General features: G+C 69.3%; 14 protein-coding genes and 1 tRNA gene. 6 read left to right on the plus strand and 9 right to left on the minus strand.

Annotation, left to right across the window (positions count from 1 at the left end; genetic code table 11):
• Positions 1-44: 44 nt before the first annotated feature.
• Entirely contained in the window at positions 45-1346 is a 1302-nt protein-coding gene (locus tag V7Z82_RS04675) for an ABC transporter substrate-binding protein (RefSeq protein WP_334148502.1), read from the minus strand.
• A 145-nt stretch (positions 1347-1491) separates the two neighbouring features.
• Between V7Z82_RS04675 and V7Z82_RS04680 the strand changes: the two genes are divergently transcribed.
• From V7Z82_RS04680 to V7Z82_RS04690, 3 genes are all read left to right on the plus strand, one after another.
• The gene (locus V7Z82_RS04680) at positions 1492-3774 is read left to right on the plus strand and encodes a beta-glucosidase (RefSeq protein WP_334148504.1); all 2283 of its coding nucleotides are present in this window, start codon (positions 1492-1494) and stop codon (positions 3772-3774) included.
• Positions 3775-3852: 78 nt separating this feature from the next.
• A complete protein-coding gene (locus tag V7Z82_RS04685; RefSeq protein WP_334148506.1) occupies positions 3853-4860 on the plus strand; it encodes a LacI family DNA-binding transcriptional regulator in 1008 nt (335 codons plus the stop codon).
• Entirely contained in the window at positions 4857-5861 is a 1005-nt protein-coding gene (locus V7Z82_RS04690) for a LacI family DNA-binding transcriptional regulator (RefSeq protein WP_442927592.1), read from the plus strand. The genes V7Z82_RS04685 and V7Z82_RS04690 overlap by 4 nt, the downstream gene beginning before the upstream one ends.
• Here the strand turns inward: V7Z82_RS04690 and V7Z82_RS04695 are convergent, their stop codons facing one another.
• Genes V7Z82_RS04695 through V7Z82_RS04730 form a run of 8 tightly spaced genes read right to left on the minus strand, consistent with a single transcriptional unit; the run spans position 5862 to position 14943 of the window.
• A complete protein-coding gene (locus V7Z82_RS04695) occupies positions 5862-7127 on the minus strand; it encodes an MGH1-like glycoside hydrolase domain-containing protein (RefSeq protein ID WP_334148510.1) in 1266 nt (421 codons plus the stop codon).
• Positions 7124-8875, minus strand: a complete 1752-nt coding sequence (locus tag V7Z82_RS04700; protein ID WP_334148512.1) for a hypothetical protein — start codon at positions 8873-8875, stop codon at positions 7124-7126. The genes V7Z82_RS04695 and V7Z82_RS04700 overlap by 4 nt, the downstream gene beginning before the upstream one ends.
• 27 nt (positions 8876-8902) lie before the next feature.
• Positions 8903-9757 (minus strand): phosphogluconate dehydrogenase C-terminal domain-containing protein, encoded by an 855-nt coding sequence (locus V7Z82_RS04705; RefSeq protein ID WP_334148514.1) that lies wholly within the window; start codon positions 9755-9757, stop codon positions 8903-8905.
• Entirely contained in the window at positions 9754-10548 is a 795-nt protein-coding gene (locus tag V7Z82_RS04710; protein ID WP_334148516.1) for a sugar phosphate isomerase/epimerase family protein, read from the minus strand. The genes V7Z82_RS04705 and V7Z82_RS04710 overlap by 4 nt, the downstream gene beginning before the upstream one ends.
• Entirely contained in the window at positions 10545-11354 is an 810-nt protein-coding gene (locus V7Z82_RS04715) for a triose-phosphate isomerase family protein (RefSeq protein ID WP_334148518.1), read from the minus strand. Before V7Z82_RS04715 ends, V7Z82_RS04710 begins: the two co-directional genes overlap by 4 nt.
• A gap of 16 nt (positions 11355-11370) precedes the next feature.
• Positions 11371-11841 carry a ribose-5-phosphate isomerase gene (locus tag V7Z82_RS04720; protein WP_334148520.1) on the minus strand — a complete coding sequence of 157 codons (471 nt, stop codon included), beginning with the start codon at positions 11839-11841 and terminating at the stop codon, positions 11371-11373.
• Complete coding sequence (locus V7Z82_RS04725) at positions 11834-13588, minus strand: dihydroxyacetone kinase family protein (RefSeq protein WP_334148522.1); 1755 nt, start codon at positions 13586-13588, stop codon at positions 11834-11836. Before V7Z82_RS04725 ends, V7Z82_RS04720 begins: the two co-directional genes overlap by 8 nt.
• Positions 13585-14943, minus strand: coding sequence for an MFS transporter (locus tag V7Z82_RS04730; RefSeq protein ID WP_334148524.1), 1359 nt, complete (start codon positions 14941-14943; stop codon positions 13585-13587). The genes V7Z82_RS04725 and V7Z82_RS04730 overlap by 4 nt, the downstream gene beginning before the upstream one ends.
• A 120-nt stretch (positions 14944-15063) precedes the next feature.
• Here V7Z82_RS04730 and V7Z82_RS04735 point away from each other — a divergent pair, with 120 nt between their 5' ends.
• From V7Z82_RS04735 to V7Z82_RS04745, 3 genes are all read left to right on the plus strand, one after another.
• A complete protein-coding gene (locus V7Z82_RS04735; RefSeq protein ID WP_334148526.1) occupies positions 15064-15792 on the plus strand; it encodes a FadR/GntR family transcriptional regulator in 729 nt (242 codons plus the stop codon).
• An 85-nt stretch (positions 15793-15877) separates the two neighbouring features.
• Positions 15878-15966 (plus strand) — tRNA-Ser (locus V7Z82_RS04740).
• 77 nt (positions 15967-16043) lie between these two features.
• Entirely contained in the window at positions 16044-16667 is a 624-nt protein-coding gene (locus tag V7Z82_RS04745) for a cyclodeaminase/cyclohydrolase family protein (RefSeq protein ID WP_334148528.1), read from the plus strand.
• Positions 16668-16680 lie beyond the last annotated feature (13 nt).

Consider the following 16680-nt stretch of genomic DNA (forward strand, 5'->3'; position numbering starts at 1 on the left):
CGGTCCCGTGCGCTCCTGGTGGAGCGCACGGGACCGGAGGTGGATCAGCCTGCGTCGAGGGCGTCCTGGACGAGTGCCATGAACTCCTCGGCGGAGAGGCCGCCGGTGACCAGCAGTGCCGCGTTGGTGGATGACACGCTGCTCGCCTTGGCGTTGAAGAGCGCCTCGAACCACAGCACGCTGTCGGTGCTGGTCGCGATCTCATCTGCGACGGTCTGCGAGATCGCCGGCAGCTCGACCGCGTCATCGGCGATGAAGCCGGTGATCTGGCCCTGCTTGAGCGCCTCGTTGCCGTAGTTCTCGGCGATGCAGCCGAGCCAGGCATCCGTGCCCTCGTCGGACGCCGCAGCGCTCATGGTCGCCGGCAGGCCGACGTTCGACGGGTACGCGTCTGGGGTGCCCTTGCCGCCCTCGACCGCGGGGAAGTTGAAGAACCCGACGTTGTCGGCGCCGATCTGGTTGCCGTCGCCGTTGATGTTGCCGAGGATCCAGCTGCCCATGTAGATCATCGCGGCCTTGCCCGTGAGGAACTCGTTGTACGAGCTGTCGATGTCGAGCGAGGTGACGTTGTTGTCGAAGTAGCCCGCGGCGCCGAGGTCGGCGATGGCCTGCGCGGCCTCGACGTACTCCGGATCGGTCAGCTTGGCGTCGCCGGATGCGACCTTCTCGAGCGCGTCGTCGCCGACGCTGCGGAAGAGGTAGGTGCTGATCAGGCGGGTGATGGGCCAGCCCTGCTCGCCGGATGCCGTGAACGGGGTGTAGCCGGCTGCCTTGGCCTCGCCGGCGATCGTGGTCAGGTCGTCCCAGGTCTCCGGGACCACCCAGCCCTGCTCCTCGAAGATCTGCTTGTTGTACCAGATGCCCTCGATGTTGTACTGGTACGGCAGGAAGTTGAACTCTCCGCCGTAGAGCTTCTTGATCGTGGAGACCGCGCCCTCGGCGATCTTGTCCCGGACGCCGAGCTCGGTGAGCTTGGCGTCGAAGTCGACGAGATAGCCGCCCTTGGCGAGCTTCGCGCCTTCCGAGGGGTTGCCGCCGGCGGAGAACATCTGCGGGAGCTCCTCCTGCGTGGCGAGGAGCTGCACCTGTGCGTCGAGGTCGGCCTGCGGCACCGAGTTGACCTCGAGCGGCATCGCCTTCTCCTCCGCGGCGCAGGCATCGGCGCCGAGTGCCTCGAGGACGGGTTGCGTCGTGGTGTTCTCGGAGTTCTTCAGGAACTCGAAGCTCGAAGCGCTGGATCCGCCGCCGTCGCTCGTGCACCCGGAAAGGACGAGAACCCCGGCGCTGGCCAGAGCGGCAACGCTGAGGAGCGGCTTGCGAAGGCGCCGCCGTTCTGCTGTGAACACATTTCCTCCTTGAAAGTGGCATCTCGTTATTGAGACGTTTCAAAATCGATGGTAGAGCGTGAGCGGTGGGGTGTCAAACGGATGCTGCCGAGAATCTCGGCGGACTGACGACGCGCGACCGTTCGTGATGCGTCAGGATGTTGGCATGGATATTGAAACGTCACAATCACACGCGGGCGTCAGTGACGACGTCGAGCGGCTGATCGCGGGGATGACGCTGCAGCAGAAGGCCGCCCAGCTCGTCGGACTCTGGGCCGGCGCACGACGCGACGACAATGCGGCGCCGATGCAGGAGCAGCTGATCGCCGACGGTCTGCACGTCGACGAGTCCGCTGCAGACGGCCTCGGCCAGTTCACCCGGCACTGGGGCACGACGCCCATCACGGTCGCGGCGGGCACCGCCGAACTCCGTCGTCGCCAGCAGTCCCTGGCCGAGCGGGGCGGCATCCGCGCCCTCGTGCACGAAGAATGCCTGACCGGCGTGCTCGCCTGGGGAGCGACGACATATCCCACACCGCTCGCCTGGGGCGCCGCTTTCGACCCCGACCTCACCGAGCGACTCGGGCGACGCATCGGCGAGGATCTGCGCGCGCTCGGCGCGCACCAGGGGCTCGGTCCGGTGCTCGACGTCGTGCGCGATGCGCGTTGGGGTCGGGTCGAGGAGTGCATCTCGGAAGACCCGTACACGGTCGGATCGATCGGCAGCGGCTACGTGCGAGGGCTCGAGTCGTCAGGCGTGGTCGCCACGCTCAAGCACTTCGCCGGGTACTCGGCATCTCGCGCCGGCCGCAACCACGCGCCGGTGTCCCTCGGCCAGCGCGAGCTCGCCGACGTGCACCTGCCGCCGTTCGAGCGCGCGATCCGCGCAGGTGCGCGTTCGGTCATGAACTCCTACACCGACATCGACGGGGTGCCGGCCGCGGCATCCGTCCCGCTGCTCACCGGCATCCTGCGGGAGCAGTGGGGCTTCGAGGGGACCGTGGTCGCCGACTACTTCGCCGTCCGGTTCCTCGAGACCATGCACGGCGTGGCCGCCGACGCGTCGGAGGCGGCGACGCTCGCACTGACAGCGGGGATCGACGTGGAGCTGCCGACCGGTGCGGACTATCGGGAACCGCTGATCGAGGCGGTGGAGAGCGGACGCATCGACGAGGCTCTGGTCGACCGCGCCCTGCGGCGCGTGCTGCGACAGAAACAGGAACTCGGGCTGATCGGGCCGGGAGAGGCGGAGGGTGATCCGTCGGTCGACCTCGACTCCGCCGAGAATCGTGCGCTGGCCCGTGAGATCGCCGATGCCTCGATCATCCTGCTCGACAACGACGGCACGCTGCCGCTCTCCGCCGCGCGCACACCGCGGCTGGCCGTGATCGGCCCGAACGCCGACCGCTTCGGCGCGATGTTCGGCTGCTACTCCTTCGTGAAGCACGTGCTGCCGCGGCATCCCGATGCTTCACCGCTGATCGAAGCGCCGACGGTGGCCGCGTCGCTGCGGGCGCGTTGGCAGGGTGAGGTCGTCGTCGCTGCGGGATGCGCGGTCACGGATGCCGATACGAGCGGGTTCGACGACGCCGTGCAGGCTGCGCTCGCCGCAGACGTCGTGGTGGCCGTGCTCGGCGACGACTCGGGCATGTTCGGCCGCGGCACCTCCGGTGAGGGATGCGATCGCGATGACCTCAGCCTGCCCGGCGTGCAGGAGCAGCTGTTGGAGGCGCTCGTGGAGACCGGTCGCCCCGTCGTGCTCGTGCTGTTGACGGGGCGGCCCTATGCGCTCGGCGACGCGGCCGACCGGTGCGTGGCTGTCGTGCAGACGTTCTTCCCCGGGCAGGAGGGCGGGCCGGCGATCGCAGACGCGCTGCTCGGCGTCACCTCGCCGTCGGGCAGACTGCCGGTGCAGATGCCGCGCCCCGGCACGCCGCAGCCCGGGACGTATCTGACGCCGAGACTCGGAGCCAGAACCGGTGTGAGCAGCGCCGACCCCACGCCGCGGCATCCGTTCGGACACGGCCTCGGCTACACGACCTTCGCGCACGAGGGATTCCTGGTTCAGCAGTGCGAGGTCGCGGTCGACGGCGTGATCGAGTGCGAGATCACGGTGCGCAACACCGGCGACCGCGCAGGCGTCGACGTGCTGCAGGTGTACGCGAGCGACCCGACGGCGCAGGTGGTGCGGCCGCTGCGAGAGCTCATCGCCTTCCGTCGCGTGGCGCTCGCCGCGGGGGAGCGGCAGAGGTGGTCGGTGCGCATTCCAGTCGGTGCGCTCGCGTTCACCGGGGTCGCAGGGAACCGCATCGTGGAACCGGGATCGATCGTGCTCCGACTCGCACCGGACGCGCACGCCGAGGGACTCGCAGCCGAGCTCGCACTGGTCGGCGAGGAGTCCGCCGTCGGTGCGATCGCGGATGAGCCGCACTGGGAGCGGCATGAATGACCGCGTGCGCCGATCGCGGCCAGTCGGAGCGGAGCAGGTAAAGTGACTGATCGTTCACAGAATCGAAGGAGTCCGCGCATGGCCCGTGTCGGAATCCGCGATGTGGCGGTGCTCTCCGGGGTCGCCGTCGGCACCGTCTCGAACTTCCTGAACCACCCCGACCGGGTCTCCGACGACAAGGCGCAGCGCATCAGCGCCGCCATCGACTCGCTCGGCTTCGTGCCAAGCAATGCGGGCCGCCAGCTGCGGCTCGGCGTGAGCAGCGCGATCGGCTACATCGCGCCCGACGTGAGCAACCCGTACTTCGCGGAGATCGCCGAGAGCGTCGAGCTGCGGGCGAGCGAGCTCGGCATCACGGTGTTCCTGGCGAACTCGCACCGCAGCCGCGAACGCGAGAACACCTACATCGAGCTGTTCGAGCAGTACCGCGTGCAGGGCCTGCTGATGTCGTCGCACGTGCCGGTCGAGGACCGCCTCGCCCAGGTGCGTCGCCGCGGCACTCCCTCGGTGCTGGTCGGCCAGCACGCCCAGTCCGATGAGCAGCCCTCGGTCTCGCTCGACGAGGTGTCCGGCGGTCGACAGGCCATGCGCCACCTGCTCGAGGTGGGGAGTCGGCGTCTGCTGTTCGTCGGTGGACCGCTCGACATCCCGCAGGTGTCCGCGCGTCTGGCCGGTGCCGGCGAGGTCATCCGCGAGTTCGGCGCCGCGACCCTCGAGGTGATCGACGAGCCGGATCGCACCGTGCGCGGTGGCCGACGGGTCGGTGCCGCACTGCTTTCGCGCCCGAAGGAGATGATGCCCGACGGTATCTTCGCCGCGAACGACCTGCTCGCCCTCGGCATCATGAACGCGCTCGTCGCCGGCGGCGTCGACGTGCCGGGCGCGACCTCCATCGTCGGCTACGACGACATCGAGTTCGCCGAGGCATCGCTGATCCCGCTCACCACGGTCAAAGGTCGCCACGAGGGCTTCGGCATCGCGGTCGTCGACCTGCTGTTCGACACGATCGGCGGTCGGGTCATCGACGAACCGCGCCGGGTCTTCGAACCAGAGCTCGTGGTGCGTGCCAGCACCAGGCGGAGCTGACCGTGGCGGCGAGCATCCGCGATGTCGCCGACCGCGCGGGAGTCTCGGTCGGCACGGTCTCGAACGTCCTGAACCACGTCGATCGGGTCAAGGAGGACTCGGTCCGACGCGTGCACGAGGCGATCGCCGAGCTCGGCTACGTGCGCAACGACGCGGCCAGGCAGCTGCGGGCAGGGCGCAGCCTCATGGTCGGGCTGGTCGTGCTCGACGTGCGCAACCCGTTCTTCACCGAACTCGCACGCGGGGCCGAGCGCGAGGCTGCCAGGCATGGACTCTCCGTCGTGCTCGCCAACAGCGACGAGGACATCGCGCAGGAGGCCCGGCACATCGACCTGTTCGAGCAGCAACGGGTGCGCGGCATCCTGCTCTCGCCGTACCAGGAGGTCGGCCCTCGGCTCCGGCAGATGAAGCAGCGCGGCATCCCCGCTGTGCTGGTCGACCGCCGGAGCGCCGACGAGCAGTTCAGCAGCGTCTCGGTCGACGACGAGCTCGGCGGGTATCTCGCGGCTCGGCACCTGCTCGACGCCGGTCGCCGGCGTCTGCTGTTCGTGGGCGGGCCGCTCGACATGCGCCAGGTCGACGACCGACGCAGCGGCGCACGCCGAGCGGTCGGCGAGGTCGCGGATGCCGAGCTGCAGACGCTGCCGTCCGCTGCATCCACGGTCGACGCGGGCCGGACCGCAGGCGATCAGGTCGCCGCGATGGCTGCGACCGATCGACCTGACGCGATGTTCTGCGCGAACGACCTGGTCGCACTCGGCGTGCTGCAGGGTCTGCTGACCCACGGCATCCGTGTGCCGCAGGATGTCGCACTGATCGGCTTCGACGACATCGACTTCGCGGCCGCTGCGGCCGTGCCGCTCTCGTCGGTGCGTCAGCCGAGCGGGCTCATGGGTGAGACGGCGCTGCGACTCCTGCTGGAGCACAGCGCCGACCCTGAGCGCGAGCCCGAGCACATCGTCTTCCAGCCGGAGCTGATCGCTCGAGACTCCACGCGCTGATCAGAACTCGGCGACCACCGGTCGGCCGTCGAGGAACGCGATCATGTTCAGCACGAGGAAGTTCCAGTTCTGGAAGTTCCGCGTCATGATCGCCTCGCCGGTGTCGGGATTGTAGAACTCGTGCAGGCAGCCGGTCGTGGCGAGGTCGCGACCGAACAGCTCGATCGTCTGCTCGGCGAGCTCGCGGGCGTCGTCGGCGAAGCCGTACTTCTGCAGACCGCGGAACACCAGGTAGTTGCTGATGCCCCACACCGGGCCGAGCCAGTTCGACGGGTTGTTCGAGGCCCGCAGGTTGTAGGGCTTCTCGAGTCGCGAAAGCGTGCGCACGCCGTAGTTGGCTCGGAAGGTGCGGGTCTCCTGCAGGCGCTCCCGCATCCGCCCGGCTTGCTCCTGCGAGGCGATCCCCGCCCACATCGGGAGGAAGCTCGACCAGTTGTCGACGCGCAGCAGCAGTGACGACCACGATCGCGGTGCGCCGCTGTGCAGCCAGTCGTCGCCGTCGATCGCTCGGAAGGCGAGGTCGGCGCTGTAGTACGTGCCGTCGCGCTCGTCCCAGAGGTGCTCGTTGACCGCATCCGCCAGATCCTGTGCCCGTCCGCGCCAGACGTTCGCCTCGGCGAGACGGTCGAGGTCTTCCAGCAGCGAGCCGAACGCCAGCAGCTCGCGGTACAGCAACGAGTTGAGATAGATCGAGGCGGTGCTGCGGTCGGGGCGGTAGTAGACGGACGGGTCGTTGTCGACGCCGACCGCGAAGTCGGTCTGCCAGTAGGCCAGGCCGGTCTCGGCATGGATGTGGCTCTCGAGGTAGCGCTCCAGGAACCGCTGGAGCACCGGGATGCCGTCACGGATCCACTCGGCGCTGCCGCGGCGACGGCTCAGGAGCGCGGCCTGCTGCACGATCACCGGCTTGTGCATGTTCTGCGAGAACCCGGCGGCGCGGCTCGGGTCGCCGTGCAGCAGCGGCCCCTCGGGCTTCAGCAGCAGCGGCATCACGCCGTCCTCGTCGGTGTGATCGAGGAAGTTGCGGATCGTGCCCTCCTCGTACGCGCCGAAGCGTCCGGTGTCGCCCGTCTCGAGCTCGACCTGGCCGAGCACGACGCTGATGAACCAGGAGTCCCAGTCCCACAGCGCGCTCGAGTAGTAGGGGGAGTCGGGCGAGCTGGGCACCGTGTACGGATGCGCGAGCACGCCGGAGGGCTCGCGGGTCATCTGCATCGCGTGCTCGATGACGTGCGCGCGGAGGTCGTTCTTCCAGGTGTCGATCATGGGGTCTGCTCCTCAGGCGGGGCGGTGATGCGGATGCGGGTGACGGAGTCGGCGGCGAGCGAGACGATGGTGCGCCCGGCCGGGGTGACGAGGGTCGCGGTGCGGGGCTGCTCGTCGATGTTCGCGAGCAGGATGTCGTCGTGCGACCCGGAGCGGGCACCGACCGCCCAGACGAGACCGTCGGGACTCGGGCCGCTGAGCAGCACCGCGTCGTCGATCTCGGCGAGCTCGGCGAGCTGTCGGAGCGCCTCGGCCACTGGAAGCGGGGTGCCATCGGCGTCGTGGATGCCACGGGGGCCCCACTCCTCGAACCACACGATCGAGGCGACTCCGGGCACGGCCAGCGCGGCCGCGCTCGCGACGGTCCAGGCTGCCAGCTCCGGCGCGGACTGCCGAACGTCGTCGATGCCGGTGAACTGCGGGCCGTAGCCGTCGCGGAGGTCTGCGTGCGGCGAGAGCGGCTGCGGGGCGGCCGCGACGTCGTTGAATCTCGGTCGAAGGGTGATCGGGCCGATGTGCACCGGCAGGCCCGCGGCGCGTGCGACGGTCTCCTCGGCGACGAGCCGCTGCATCGCGACCGACTCCACGATCTGCTCGGTGTCGGTGCTGTGGAACAGCGGGGTGACCGTGACCGCCAGACCGTCGAGGTCTTCGGGAAGCCGATGCAGCTCGCGGTTCAGCTCGGTGAAGTGCGAGCGGCTGCCGCCGATCACCGGCACCGAACGTCCGCGGTCCGCGATGGCTCGCCGCAGCAGACCGATCGACTCGGCGTCTGACACATGCCTGGCATCGCTGACCTGATGGAAGGCGCCGGCCCGGATGACCTCGACACCGTCGAGTGCGGCGACGGCCTCGGCGACCTTCTCAGGCGCATCGGGATCGAGCACGAGTCGCACATCGAGCGGCAGGCGGGCGGATGCCGCGCGTTCGAGTGCCGCCCGCCAGTCGATGCCGGCGAGGTCTGCCTCCACGAGCACGGTCGAGCCGAGCGGCTCGACGGCGGGTGCGGGGTCTGGTGCCGAGGATGCGGCGACGCCGATCGAGGGGAAGCGACCTGCGGGGCGCAGGGCGATCACGGTCTCGGTGGGAGCATCCTGGGCTGCATCCGCTTCGACCTCGACTGCGCTGATCCGCAGGGACTGCACGACGTGTTCGCCCGCCGCGACGGGGTACGGGAACGGCAGGGAGAGCGGACGGCTGTACGTCTTGAACGAGGCATCCGTCCAGTTGCGCTGGTCCTCCATCTCGAAGACGTCGCCGGCGAACCGCACATGCACCTGCACGCCGTCGTCGGTCCACCCCAGCGATGCGATGTCGAACACCGGCTGGTGTGCGCTGATCTCGGGCGCGAGTCGGGTCGTCTCGGTCGTCCCGTCCGGGCGCCCCACCGCCAGATCGTGCCCAGCGAGCTGCGGCGGGTGCAGCACGATCAGCCCGGTGCGGTTGGTGTCGACATCGCGCGCTGCGACGAGGTCCAGCGTGACGAGGAGGTCGTCGCCGTCGAGCGCGAGGCGCAGGGTGCCGGAGAACACCTCCGACCGCACCGCGACCTCGATCGCCGCTTCGCCGCCGGTCACCGCATCGACGACGAGCGGGATCGTGTTCCAGTCGCCGTCACGGATCACCGGACGGATGCTGCGCAGCACGCGCCGCCCACCGGACCGCAGGTCGGCGATCTCGTCATCGCGTCGCTCGAAGCTCCAGGTTCCGAGCGTCCGCCGGTCGCGCTCCTGGCGCCTCCAGGTCATTCCGGTTCCTCTCGGAGTCCTGCCACCTCAGCGCTCGATGTGCTCGAGGTGCAGCATCCTGGCGAGGTTCTTGTCGAGCTCGTCGTCCTGGAAGATCTTCTTCCAGTCGTCTTTGATGATGCTCTCACGGCCGTAGTCCATGGCGATCAGGCAGGCGTCGGAGAACGGGTTGTCGCCGCGGAGGCCGTTCGCGAGGGCGACCTGGGTGTGGCCGTAGAGGATGCTGCGAGCAGCCGCCTCCGGCACGCCCATCGTGGTCACGGTCTCCTGCAGCGCCTCGTTCAGCAGCGCGCCGATCATGCACGCGACCGTCTCGACGAGCGTGGGCTCGAGCTGCGCGAGCTGCTTGATCGTCACCCAGTGCACGTCGATGACCGGGGCGTAGATCGCGCGGACGGTCTCTTCGACGATCGCCTGCTTGGCCGGGTCGTCGCTCTCGATCGCGGCGATCGCGTCCTGCGGGGCGGCGATGCCGCCGAAGGTGTCCGCCCACTGCTCCGGCGTCTCGCGCTGCAGGAAGATCGACGGGTGGCAGGGGTGGGCCACGGCCTGGATGACGTCGTCGCGGGTCGCGAGCAGCCCGGCGTAGGCGGCGGCGGGGTCGAGGGTCAGCACGATCGCGCCAGGACGCAGCTGCGGCACGAGGTCGGCGGTCACCGGGCCGAGGGCGAGGTCGGGCACCGCCAGCACGACGATGTCGGCATCCGCGACGGCGACTGCGGCATCCGTCAGTTCGCGCCCGGCGTCGATCGTGCGCTGCTGCCCTGCGGGCGAGTTCTCGACGTACCAGACCGTGTGGTCGGTCTTCACGAGGTTGTTCGAGACGCGCATGCCCATCTTGCCGCCTGCGCCGATGACGGCGATCTTGTAGGTATCGCTCATGGTGTGCTCCTCAGATGTTCCAGGGTGGTGCGGGTCCATTCCCGCTCGGTTCGGATGGTGGTCTCGGCGTCGTCCTGCCAGGGCAGCCAGTGCTCGACGATCTCGTTCACGCCGCGCTCGCGCGGACGCACGGTCGCCAGCAGATGGTCGTAGTCGTGCAGCCCACTGCCCATCGCCGCGCCGGAGTAGGTGAAGCCGACCCAGCCGGGCTGGCGGGCGAAGGCGAAGTCCTTCACATGCACGTTCTTCGTGAGGGCTGCGGCCTGCTCGACGCACGTGCGCGGGTTCTCGAGGCGGGCGACGACGTTCGCCGGGTCGAGGCAGATGCCGAGGTTCGGACTGCCGACGCGCTCGATCACCCCGAGGAGGTCGGTCGTCGACACCTGCTCGTACGTCTCGAGAGCGACGGTGACACCGGCGGACTCGTACGCACGGATGCCGCTGCGCAACCAGCTCTCCGACTCGGCGAGCGACGGCCGGCTGTCCGGGCCGAACAGCATGCTCCGTACGAGTCGGGCATCGAACACCTCGGCGAGACGAAGGAAGCGGGTGAGGTGCTCCGGGACGATGCCCTTGGTGCCGAGCTCGATCGCGATGCCGAGGTCTCGGGCGGCGCTCGCCGCATCGCGCAGCTCCGCGTCGCTCATGGTCTCCAGCGGTGCGTAGTCGCAGATCTGGAACAGCTCGACGCCCTGCTCGCGGGTGTCCTCCAACGCGTCGATCAAGCTCATCGGGGCAGGCACCCGGTCGGAGTGCTGCCAGAAGTACGCGTAGGTGCCGAGCCCGATCATGCGCTGACCCCGCTGGGTCCCTGAGCGCCGTCCCCGCTGGGTCCCTGAGCCTGTCGAAGGGCCGACGCGGCCGCCTCGTCCAGCACGGTCACCAGGGCATCCGGGTCGTGCGCGAATCGTCCGAGGAACACGCCGTCGACGGCATCGCCCAGCGCCGTGATGAGCCCCGGCCCAGCCGCTCCGCCGTAGATCACGGAAGATCCGGCCCGGTCGGCGTCCGCATCGATCGCCGCACGCAGCGCCCTCGCGACGACCCGGATGTGATCGTGCCCGGCCGGCTCCGGTGCGCCGATCGCCCACACCGGCTCGTACGCCACGATGACGGCCCCAGACCCTGCGCCGTCGAGGGCGGAGCGCAGCTGCGATACCGCGACGGCCGCGGCATCCTGCGGGTCCTCCTGCTCGGTCTCGCCGATGCAGAGCAGCGGAGTGAGTCCGCTCGCCAGCGCCGTGCGGGTCTTGGCCGCGACCACCGCATCCGTCTCGGCGAAGATCCTGCGGCGCTCGGCGTGCCCGATCTCGGCGATCGATGCGCCGACCTCCGCGAGCTCTGCGGCCGACACCTCGCCGGTGAACGCGCCGGAGACCTCGGCAGCGGCATCCTGTCCGCCGATGCGAACCGGTGTGCCGACGAACGCCTGCAGCGCGGGGATGACCTGCAGGTAGGTCGGGGTGATGAACAGTTCGACCTGACCGGACATGACGGCGTCATGCGCGCGCACCCGGTCTGCGACCTCGGCGAACCACGCGAGGGCGCGCTCGTGCCCGAAGTACATCTTCAGGCTCACCCCGACGGTGACGGTCATGCGTGTGGTCCCGTCATCAGCACTGGCCGGTGGTCTCGTACTCGTCGATCACGGCGACCTTCTCGGCGCTCGCGCTCGACTCGTCGAAGCGGTAGCCGAGCCACTCGCGCACGAGGCGTCGAGCGAGCTCGATCCCGACCACGCGCTGGCCCATCGTGAGCACTTGGGCGTTGTTCGACAGCACCGCGCGCTCGACCGAGAACGAGTCGTGCGCCGTCACCGCGCGGATGCCGGCGACCTTGTTCGCGGCGATCGCGACGCCGAGACCGGTGCCGCAGAACAGCAACGCTCGGTCGGCCTCGCCACGGGCGACGAGCTCGGCTGCCGCGATCGCGACACGGGGGTAGGCGGTGTGCCCGTCGCCGTCCACGCCGACGTCGACGAGGCTCGCGACCGCGTCGCTTCCTTCGAGGTCCTTCTTCAGGACCTCCTTGTAGTCGAAGCCCGCGTCGTCGGATCCGATCACCAGACGGAGAGGTTCAGGCATGATGGCTCGCTTTCGGGGCGGTTGATGCGGACGTGAGCAGGTCGCCGACGGCGGTCACGATGAGGGAGAGGCTGACGGCGCCCGGGTCGGGGGTGCCCAGGCTGTGCTCGCCGTGCGTGCGGGCGCGGCCGAGACGCGGCAGCAGGTCGGAGGTGGCGGCAGCGGCACTGGTGGCCGCAACGGCGGCGCGGGTCCAGGCATCCGTGAATGCGCCTCCGGCGTCGATCGCGTCCGCGAGCTCAGTGGAGAAAGGCACGAGTGCGTCGACGAGGGTCTTGTCGCCGACCTCGGCCTTGCCGTACGCGTGCACGCCCTGTGCGGCAGCGGCGACACCGGCAGCGACGTCGTTCGCAGTCGGTCGCCCCGCGTCGCCGAGGTGCGTCGCGAGCTCGTTCAGGATCACACCCCAGAGCAGCCCAGAGGTTCCACCGGCCTTGTCGGCCCAGGCGTCAGCGGCATGCGCGAGCACGGTCTGCGCGCCGGCACCGGCGTCCGCGGCAGCCGCGCCGGCGACCAGCGCGGCGTGCGATCCGCGCTGCATCCCGATGCCGTGGTCGCCGTCACCCGCGATCGCGTCGATCCGGCCGAGCTCGTCGACGTTCGCATCGACCACGTCGACGATGACCTGCAGTGCGGAGCGGATCAGCGCAGCGACCTCGACGGATTCCTCGTCGCCCCGCTCGATCGCTTCTTCGGCGGCGGCGACGGAGGATGCTGCGACCTCGGCGCGTGCGGCGGTCGCGACCGACCCGCGGCGATACGCGGGGGTGTCGACCGGGGTCTCCCAGAGGGTCTCGAGCTCCTCGTCGAGCCAGAACAGCGTGAGCGAGGTGCCGGCCATGTCGAAGGACGTGCAGTATTCGCCGACATGCGGGTCGACGAGCACGAGCCCTGCGTCGGTCAGGCGCTCGGCGATGCGCCGGTAGACGACGAACATCTCCTCGTACTTGAGCGAACCGAGCCCGTTGAGGATCGGCACGACGCGCGCGCCGGCGATGTCGACGGCATCCGGGATCTCGGCGAGCAGCTTCTCGACGAGCAGGTCTGCGAGGTCATCGGCGGTCGGGATGTCGGTCTCCTCGATGCCCGGTTCGCCGTGGATGCCGAGGCCGATGGCCATGCGGCCGGCCGGCACCGTGAAGAGCGGCTGTGGGGCGCCGGGCAGCGTGCAGCCGGTGAAGGCGACGCCGAAGGATCGCGTCCGCTCGTTCGCCACCGACGCGATGCGCGTCACCCCGGCCAGGTCGTACCCGGCCTCTGCGGCTGCTGCAGCGATGCGGAAGACCGTGAGGTCGCCGGCGATGCCACGCCGTCGGTGCTTCTCGGACGGCGGTGCGCTGAAGATGTCGTCGGTCACGACGACCGTCTCGCAGGCGATGCCCTCGTCGCGGAGTCGCGCCTGCGCTGCGTCGAAGTTGAGCACGTCGCCCGCATAGTTGCCGTAGCTCAGGAAGACGCCGGCACCGCGGTCCACGGCCGCAGCGACCGAGTGGACCTGCTGCGTCGAGGGCGAGGCGAAGAGGTTGCCCATGGCTGCGCCGTGCGCCAGCCCCTGGCCGACCAGTCCGCCGAACGCGGGGTAGTGGCCCGAGCCGCCGCCGATCACCACGGCGACCTGCCCTTCGGGGACGACGGTGCTGCGGATCACGCCGCCTGGCACCCGGCGGACGGATCGCTCGTTCGCGGCGACGAATCCGTCGATCATCTCGTCCGCGAAATCCGCGGGATCGTTCCACAGTCGAGTCATCGGGCGTCCTCCGTGACGGTCGGCGCAGCGACGGGAGCCGACCGGGTGCGGTTGCTGCGCGCCAGCAGGATCGTCAGCACGGCGGAGAGCAGCATGAAACCGCCGACGATGAACATCGGGACTTCGTAGCCGCCGGTCCAGTCGTGGACGGCGCCGGTGATGTACGGGGCGCTGAATCCGGCGAGGTTGCCGATGGTGTTGATGAGCGCGACGCCCGCAGCGGCCGCGACGCCGGTGAGGAACTGGGTCGGCAGCGTCCAGAAGTTGGGCAGCGCGGCGAAGATCGCGGATGCGGTGATCGTGATGACCGCGATCGTCGCCACGGGGGATCCGGTGAACAGTGCCAGCGGGATCGACACGGCGCCGGCGATCGCGGGAATGGCGATGTGCCAGGTCTTCAAGCCGCGTCTGCTGGCGTCACGCGACCAGAAGTACATCACGATCGCAGCCGGCAGATACGGAATGGCCGTGATGAGCCCCTTCTGGAAGACGTCGAACGACGTGCCCGACTGCGTCTGGAAGCCCTCGATGATGGTCGGCAGGAAGAACGCCAGCGCGTAGAGGCCGTAGATGAAGCCGAAGTAGATGAACGACAGCATCCACACGCGACCGCTCGAGAAGGCGAAGCGTGCGGAGACGTGCTTCTCGCCGCCGGCCGTCGTGGCGCGCTCGGCTTCGAGGGCCGCCGTGAGCCAGGTCTGCTCTTCGGTCGTCAGCCACTTGGCGTCAGCCGGCTTGTCCTTGAGGTAGAACCAGGCGATGATGCCGACGACGATCGCCGGGATGGCGACGCCCATGAACATGAAGCGCCAGCCCTCGAGGCCGAAGAACACGCCGTGCTGCTGGATGAGGGCGCCGGCGAGCGGTGCGCCGATCACGGTCGTCAGCGGCTGTGCCAGGTAGAAGAGCATGAGGATGCGGCCGCGGTACTGGGCGGGAACCCAGAGGCTGAGGAAGAGGATCGCGCCGGGGAAGAACCCGGCCTCGGCGACGCCGAGCAGGAACCGCAGCGCGATGAGCTGCTCGAAGTTCTGGACCCAGGTGAACAGGAGCGCGACGATTCCCCAGCTGACCATGATGCGGGCGAGCCACCGTCGGGCGCCGAAGCGGTGCAGGGCGAGGTTCGACGGCACCTCCAACAGGATGTAGCCGATGAAGAAGACGCCGGAGGCGAAGCCGAACTGTGCTGCGCTGAGGGCAAGGTCGTCGTTCATCCCGTTGGGGGAGGCGAAGCCGATCGCGGTGCGGTCGAGGTAGTTGATGAAGAACATCAGCGCGACGAACGGGACGAGGCGGATGGCGACCTTGCGGATCGCTGATCGAGCGACGGGCGTTTCGGTGTGAGTGGTGTCCACGGTGACTCCTGGATCGACGGTGATCGTGCGTGTTCGAACTCGGTGCTGCATCCATACTGCACAACCGGTTGACCAATTTCAAGTCACCTCCGGTATTCCGCGACGGGTAAGTTGGCAGGCATGCCCGCCTTCCCCGGTGAACCGGTCGACGACATCGCCGCAGCCCTCTCGGTGATCCCATCGGGGTCTCCGGTATCGGAGGTCGCGCGCCGCCTGCTCGATCTCTTCACCGGTGGATCCATCGCCGCAGGCACGCGTCTTCCCCCGGAGCGACAGCTCTCCGCCTCGCTCGGCGTCGGCCGGTCTGCCGTGCGTGAAGCCCTCGCGGCGCTCGAGATCCTCGGGATCGTCGACGTCCGCCCAGGGTCGGGGACCTACTTGCGGGGTGCCGCGAGCGAGCTGCTGCCGCAGACGCTGCGGTGGGGTCTCCTGATCGGCGAGCGGAACACCGCGCAGCTGCTCGAACTGCGGGAGGGGCTGGAGATCTTCGTCGCCAGGCTGGCGGCGGCGCGCGCCGACGACGCGATCGTCGCCAGACTCGAGCGCAGCGTCGTGCGGATGCGCGACAGCATCGACGAGCTCGGAGCATTCGCCAAGGCAGACCTCGACTTCCACCACGCGCTCGCCGAGGCCGCCGGCAACGAGACGCTCACCGATCACGTGCACGTCGTGCGCTCCTTGCTGCAGGTGTACGCGGATCGCGCGGTGCACGACCCTGCGCACGCCGAACAGGCTGTCGCAGAGCACGACGCCGTGCTGGCGGCGGTCCGAGTGGGCGATGCGGATGCCGCGGCATCCGCCATGGCTGTGCATATGGCGACCGCCACCGCGCGCCTCCTCGACGCCTGAACCGGGTTCGAACGCCCAGTTCGTCTCTGCTCCCACGACCCGTTATGATGATCAGGTGCATCCGTGCTTTTCGGCTCGGATGCCTGGAGACGTCGCATAGTCCGGCCGAGTGCACCACCCTGCTAAGGTGGAGTCCCCTCACGGGGACCAGGGGTTCAAATCCCCTCGTCTCCGCACAGAAGTCCTGATCAGGACTGGTTCCTTCCCTCGCTTCCTCGCCGTCGCCAGCTCGCCCGCATAGGGTGGCGGACATGGCAGATCGCGCAGACGTTCCGACGTCCACTCCACTCGACGGCTGGTTGGCTGAACTCGGTCAGCCCACCGGTTCGCCCGGAGGCGGGTCGGCGTCGGGCGTGATGCTCGCGATCGCGGCGTCGCTCCTGCGCATGGTCGCCGAGTACACCGCGGATGACCCGCGTGCGACGGAGTGCGGCGACCGGCTTGCCGAGCTGCGGCTGGAGATCTTGCAGGCCTCGGAGTCTGACGGGGTCGTCTCGGCGGAATTCGGTGCCGCACTCGCGCTGCCGAAGGACGCGCCTGACCGCGACGACAGCGTGCGGTCGGCAGCGCTGGATGCCGCCGATTCGGCAGCACGGATCGGGTCGATCGGCGCGAAGCTGCTTCCCGAGGCTCGGCTGCTCATCGAGATCGGCAACCCGAGTCTCGTCGCCGATCTGGCCGTCGCCGTGGAAGCACTCGGTGCCGGGCTGTCCGGCACGGTCATCAATGTGCGTGCGAACCTGCAGACGGCTCGGAAGCACGATGCCTCGTCTTCGGACCTCGAGGCGCTCCAGGCCGAGGTCGAGCGCCTCGGCGGTGCTCGTCGCGCCGTCGCGGATATCGGCGAGGACCTCTCACCGCGCCTCGACGCCTGAGCCCTCCTCTGCC

This window comes from Microbacterium sp. (genome assembly GCF_036823965.1).
In the GTDB taxonomy this organism is placed as follows: domain Bacteria; phylum Actinomycetota; class Actinomycetes; order Actinomycetales; family Microbacteriaceae; genus Microbacterium.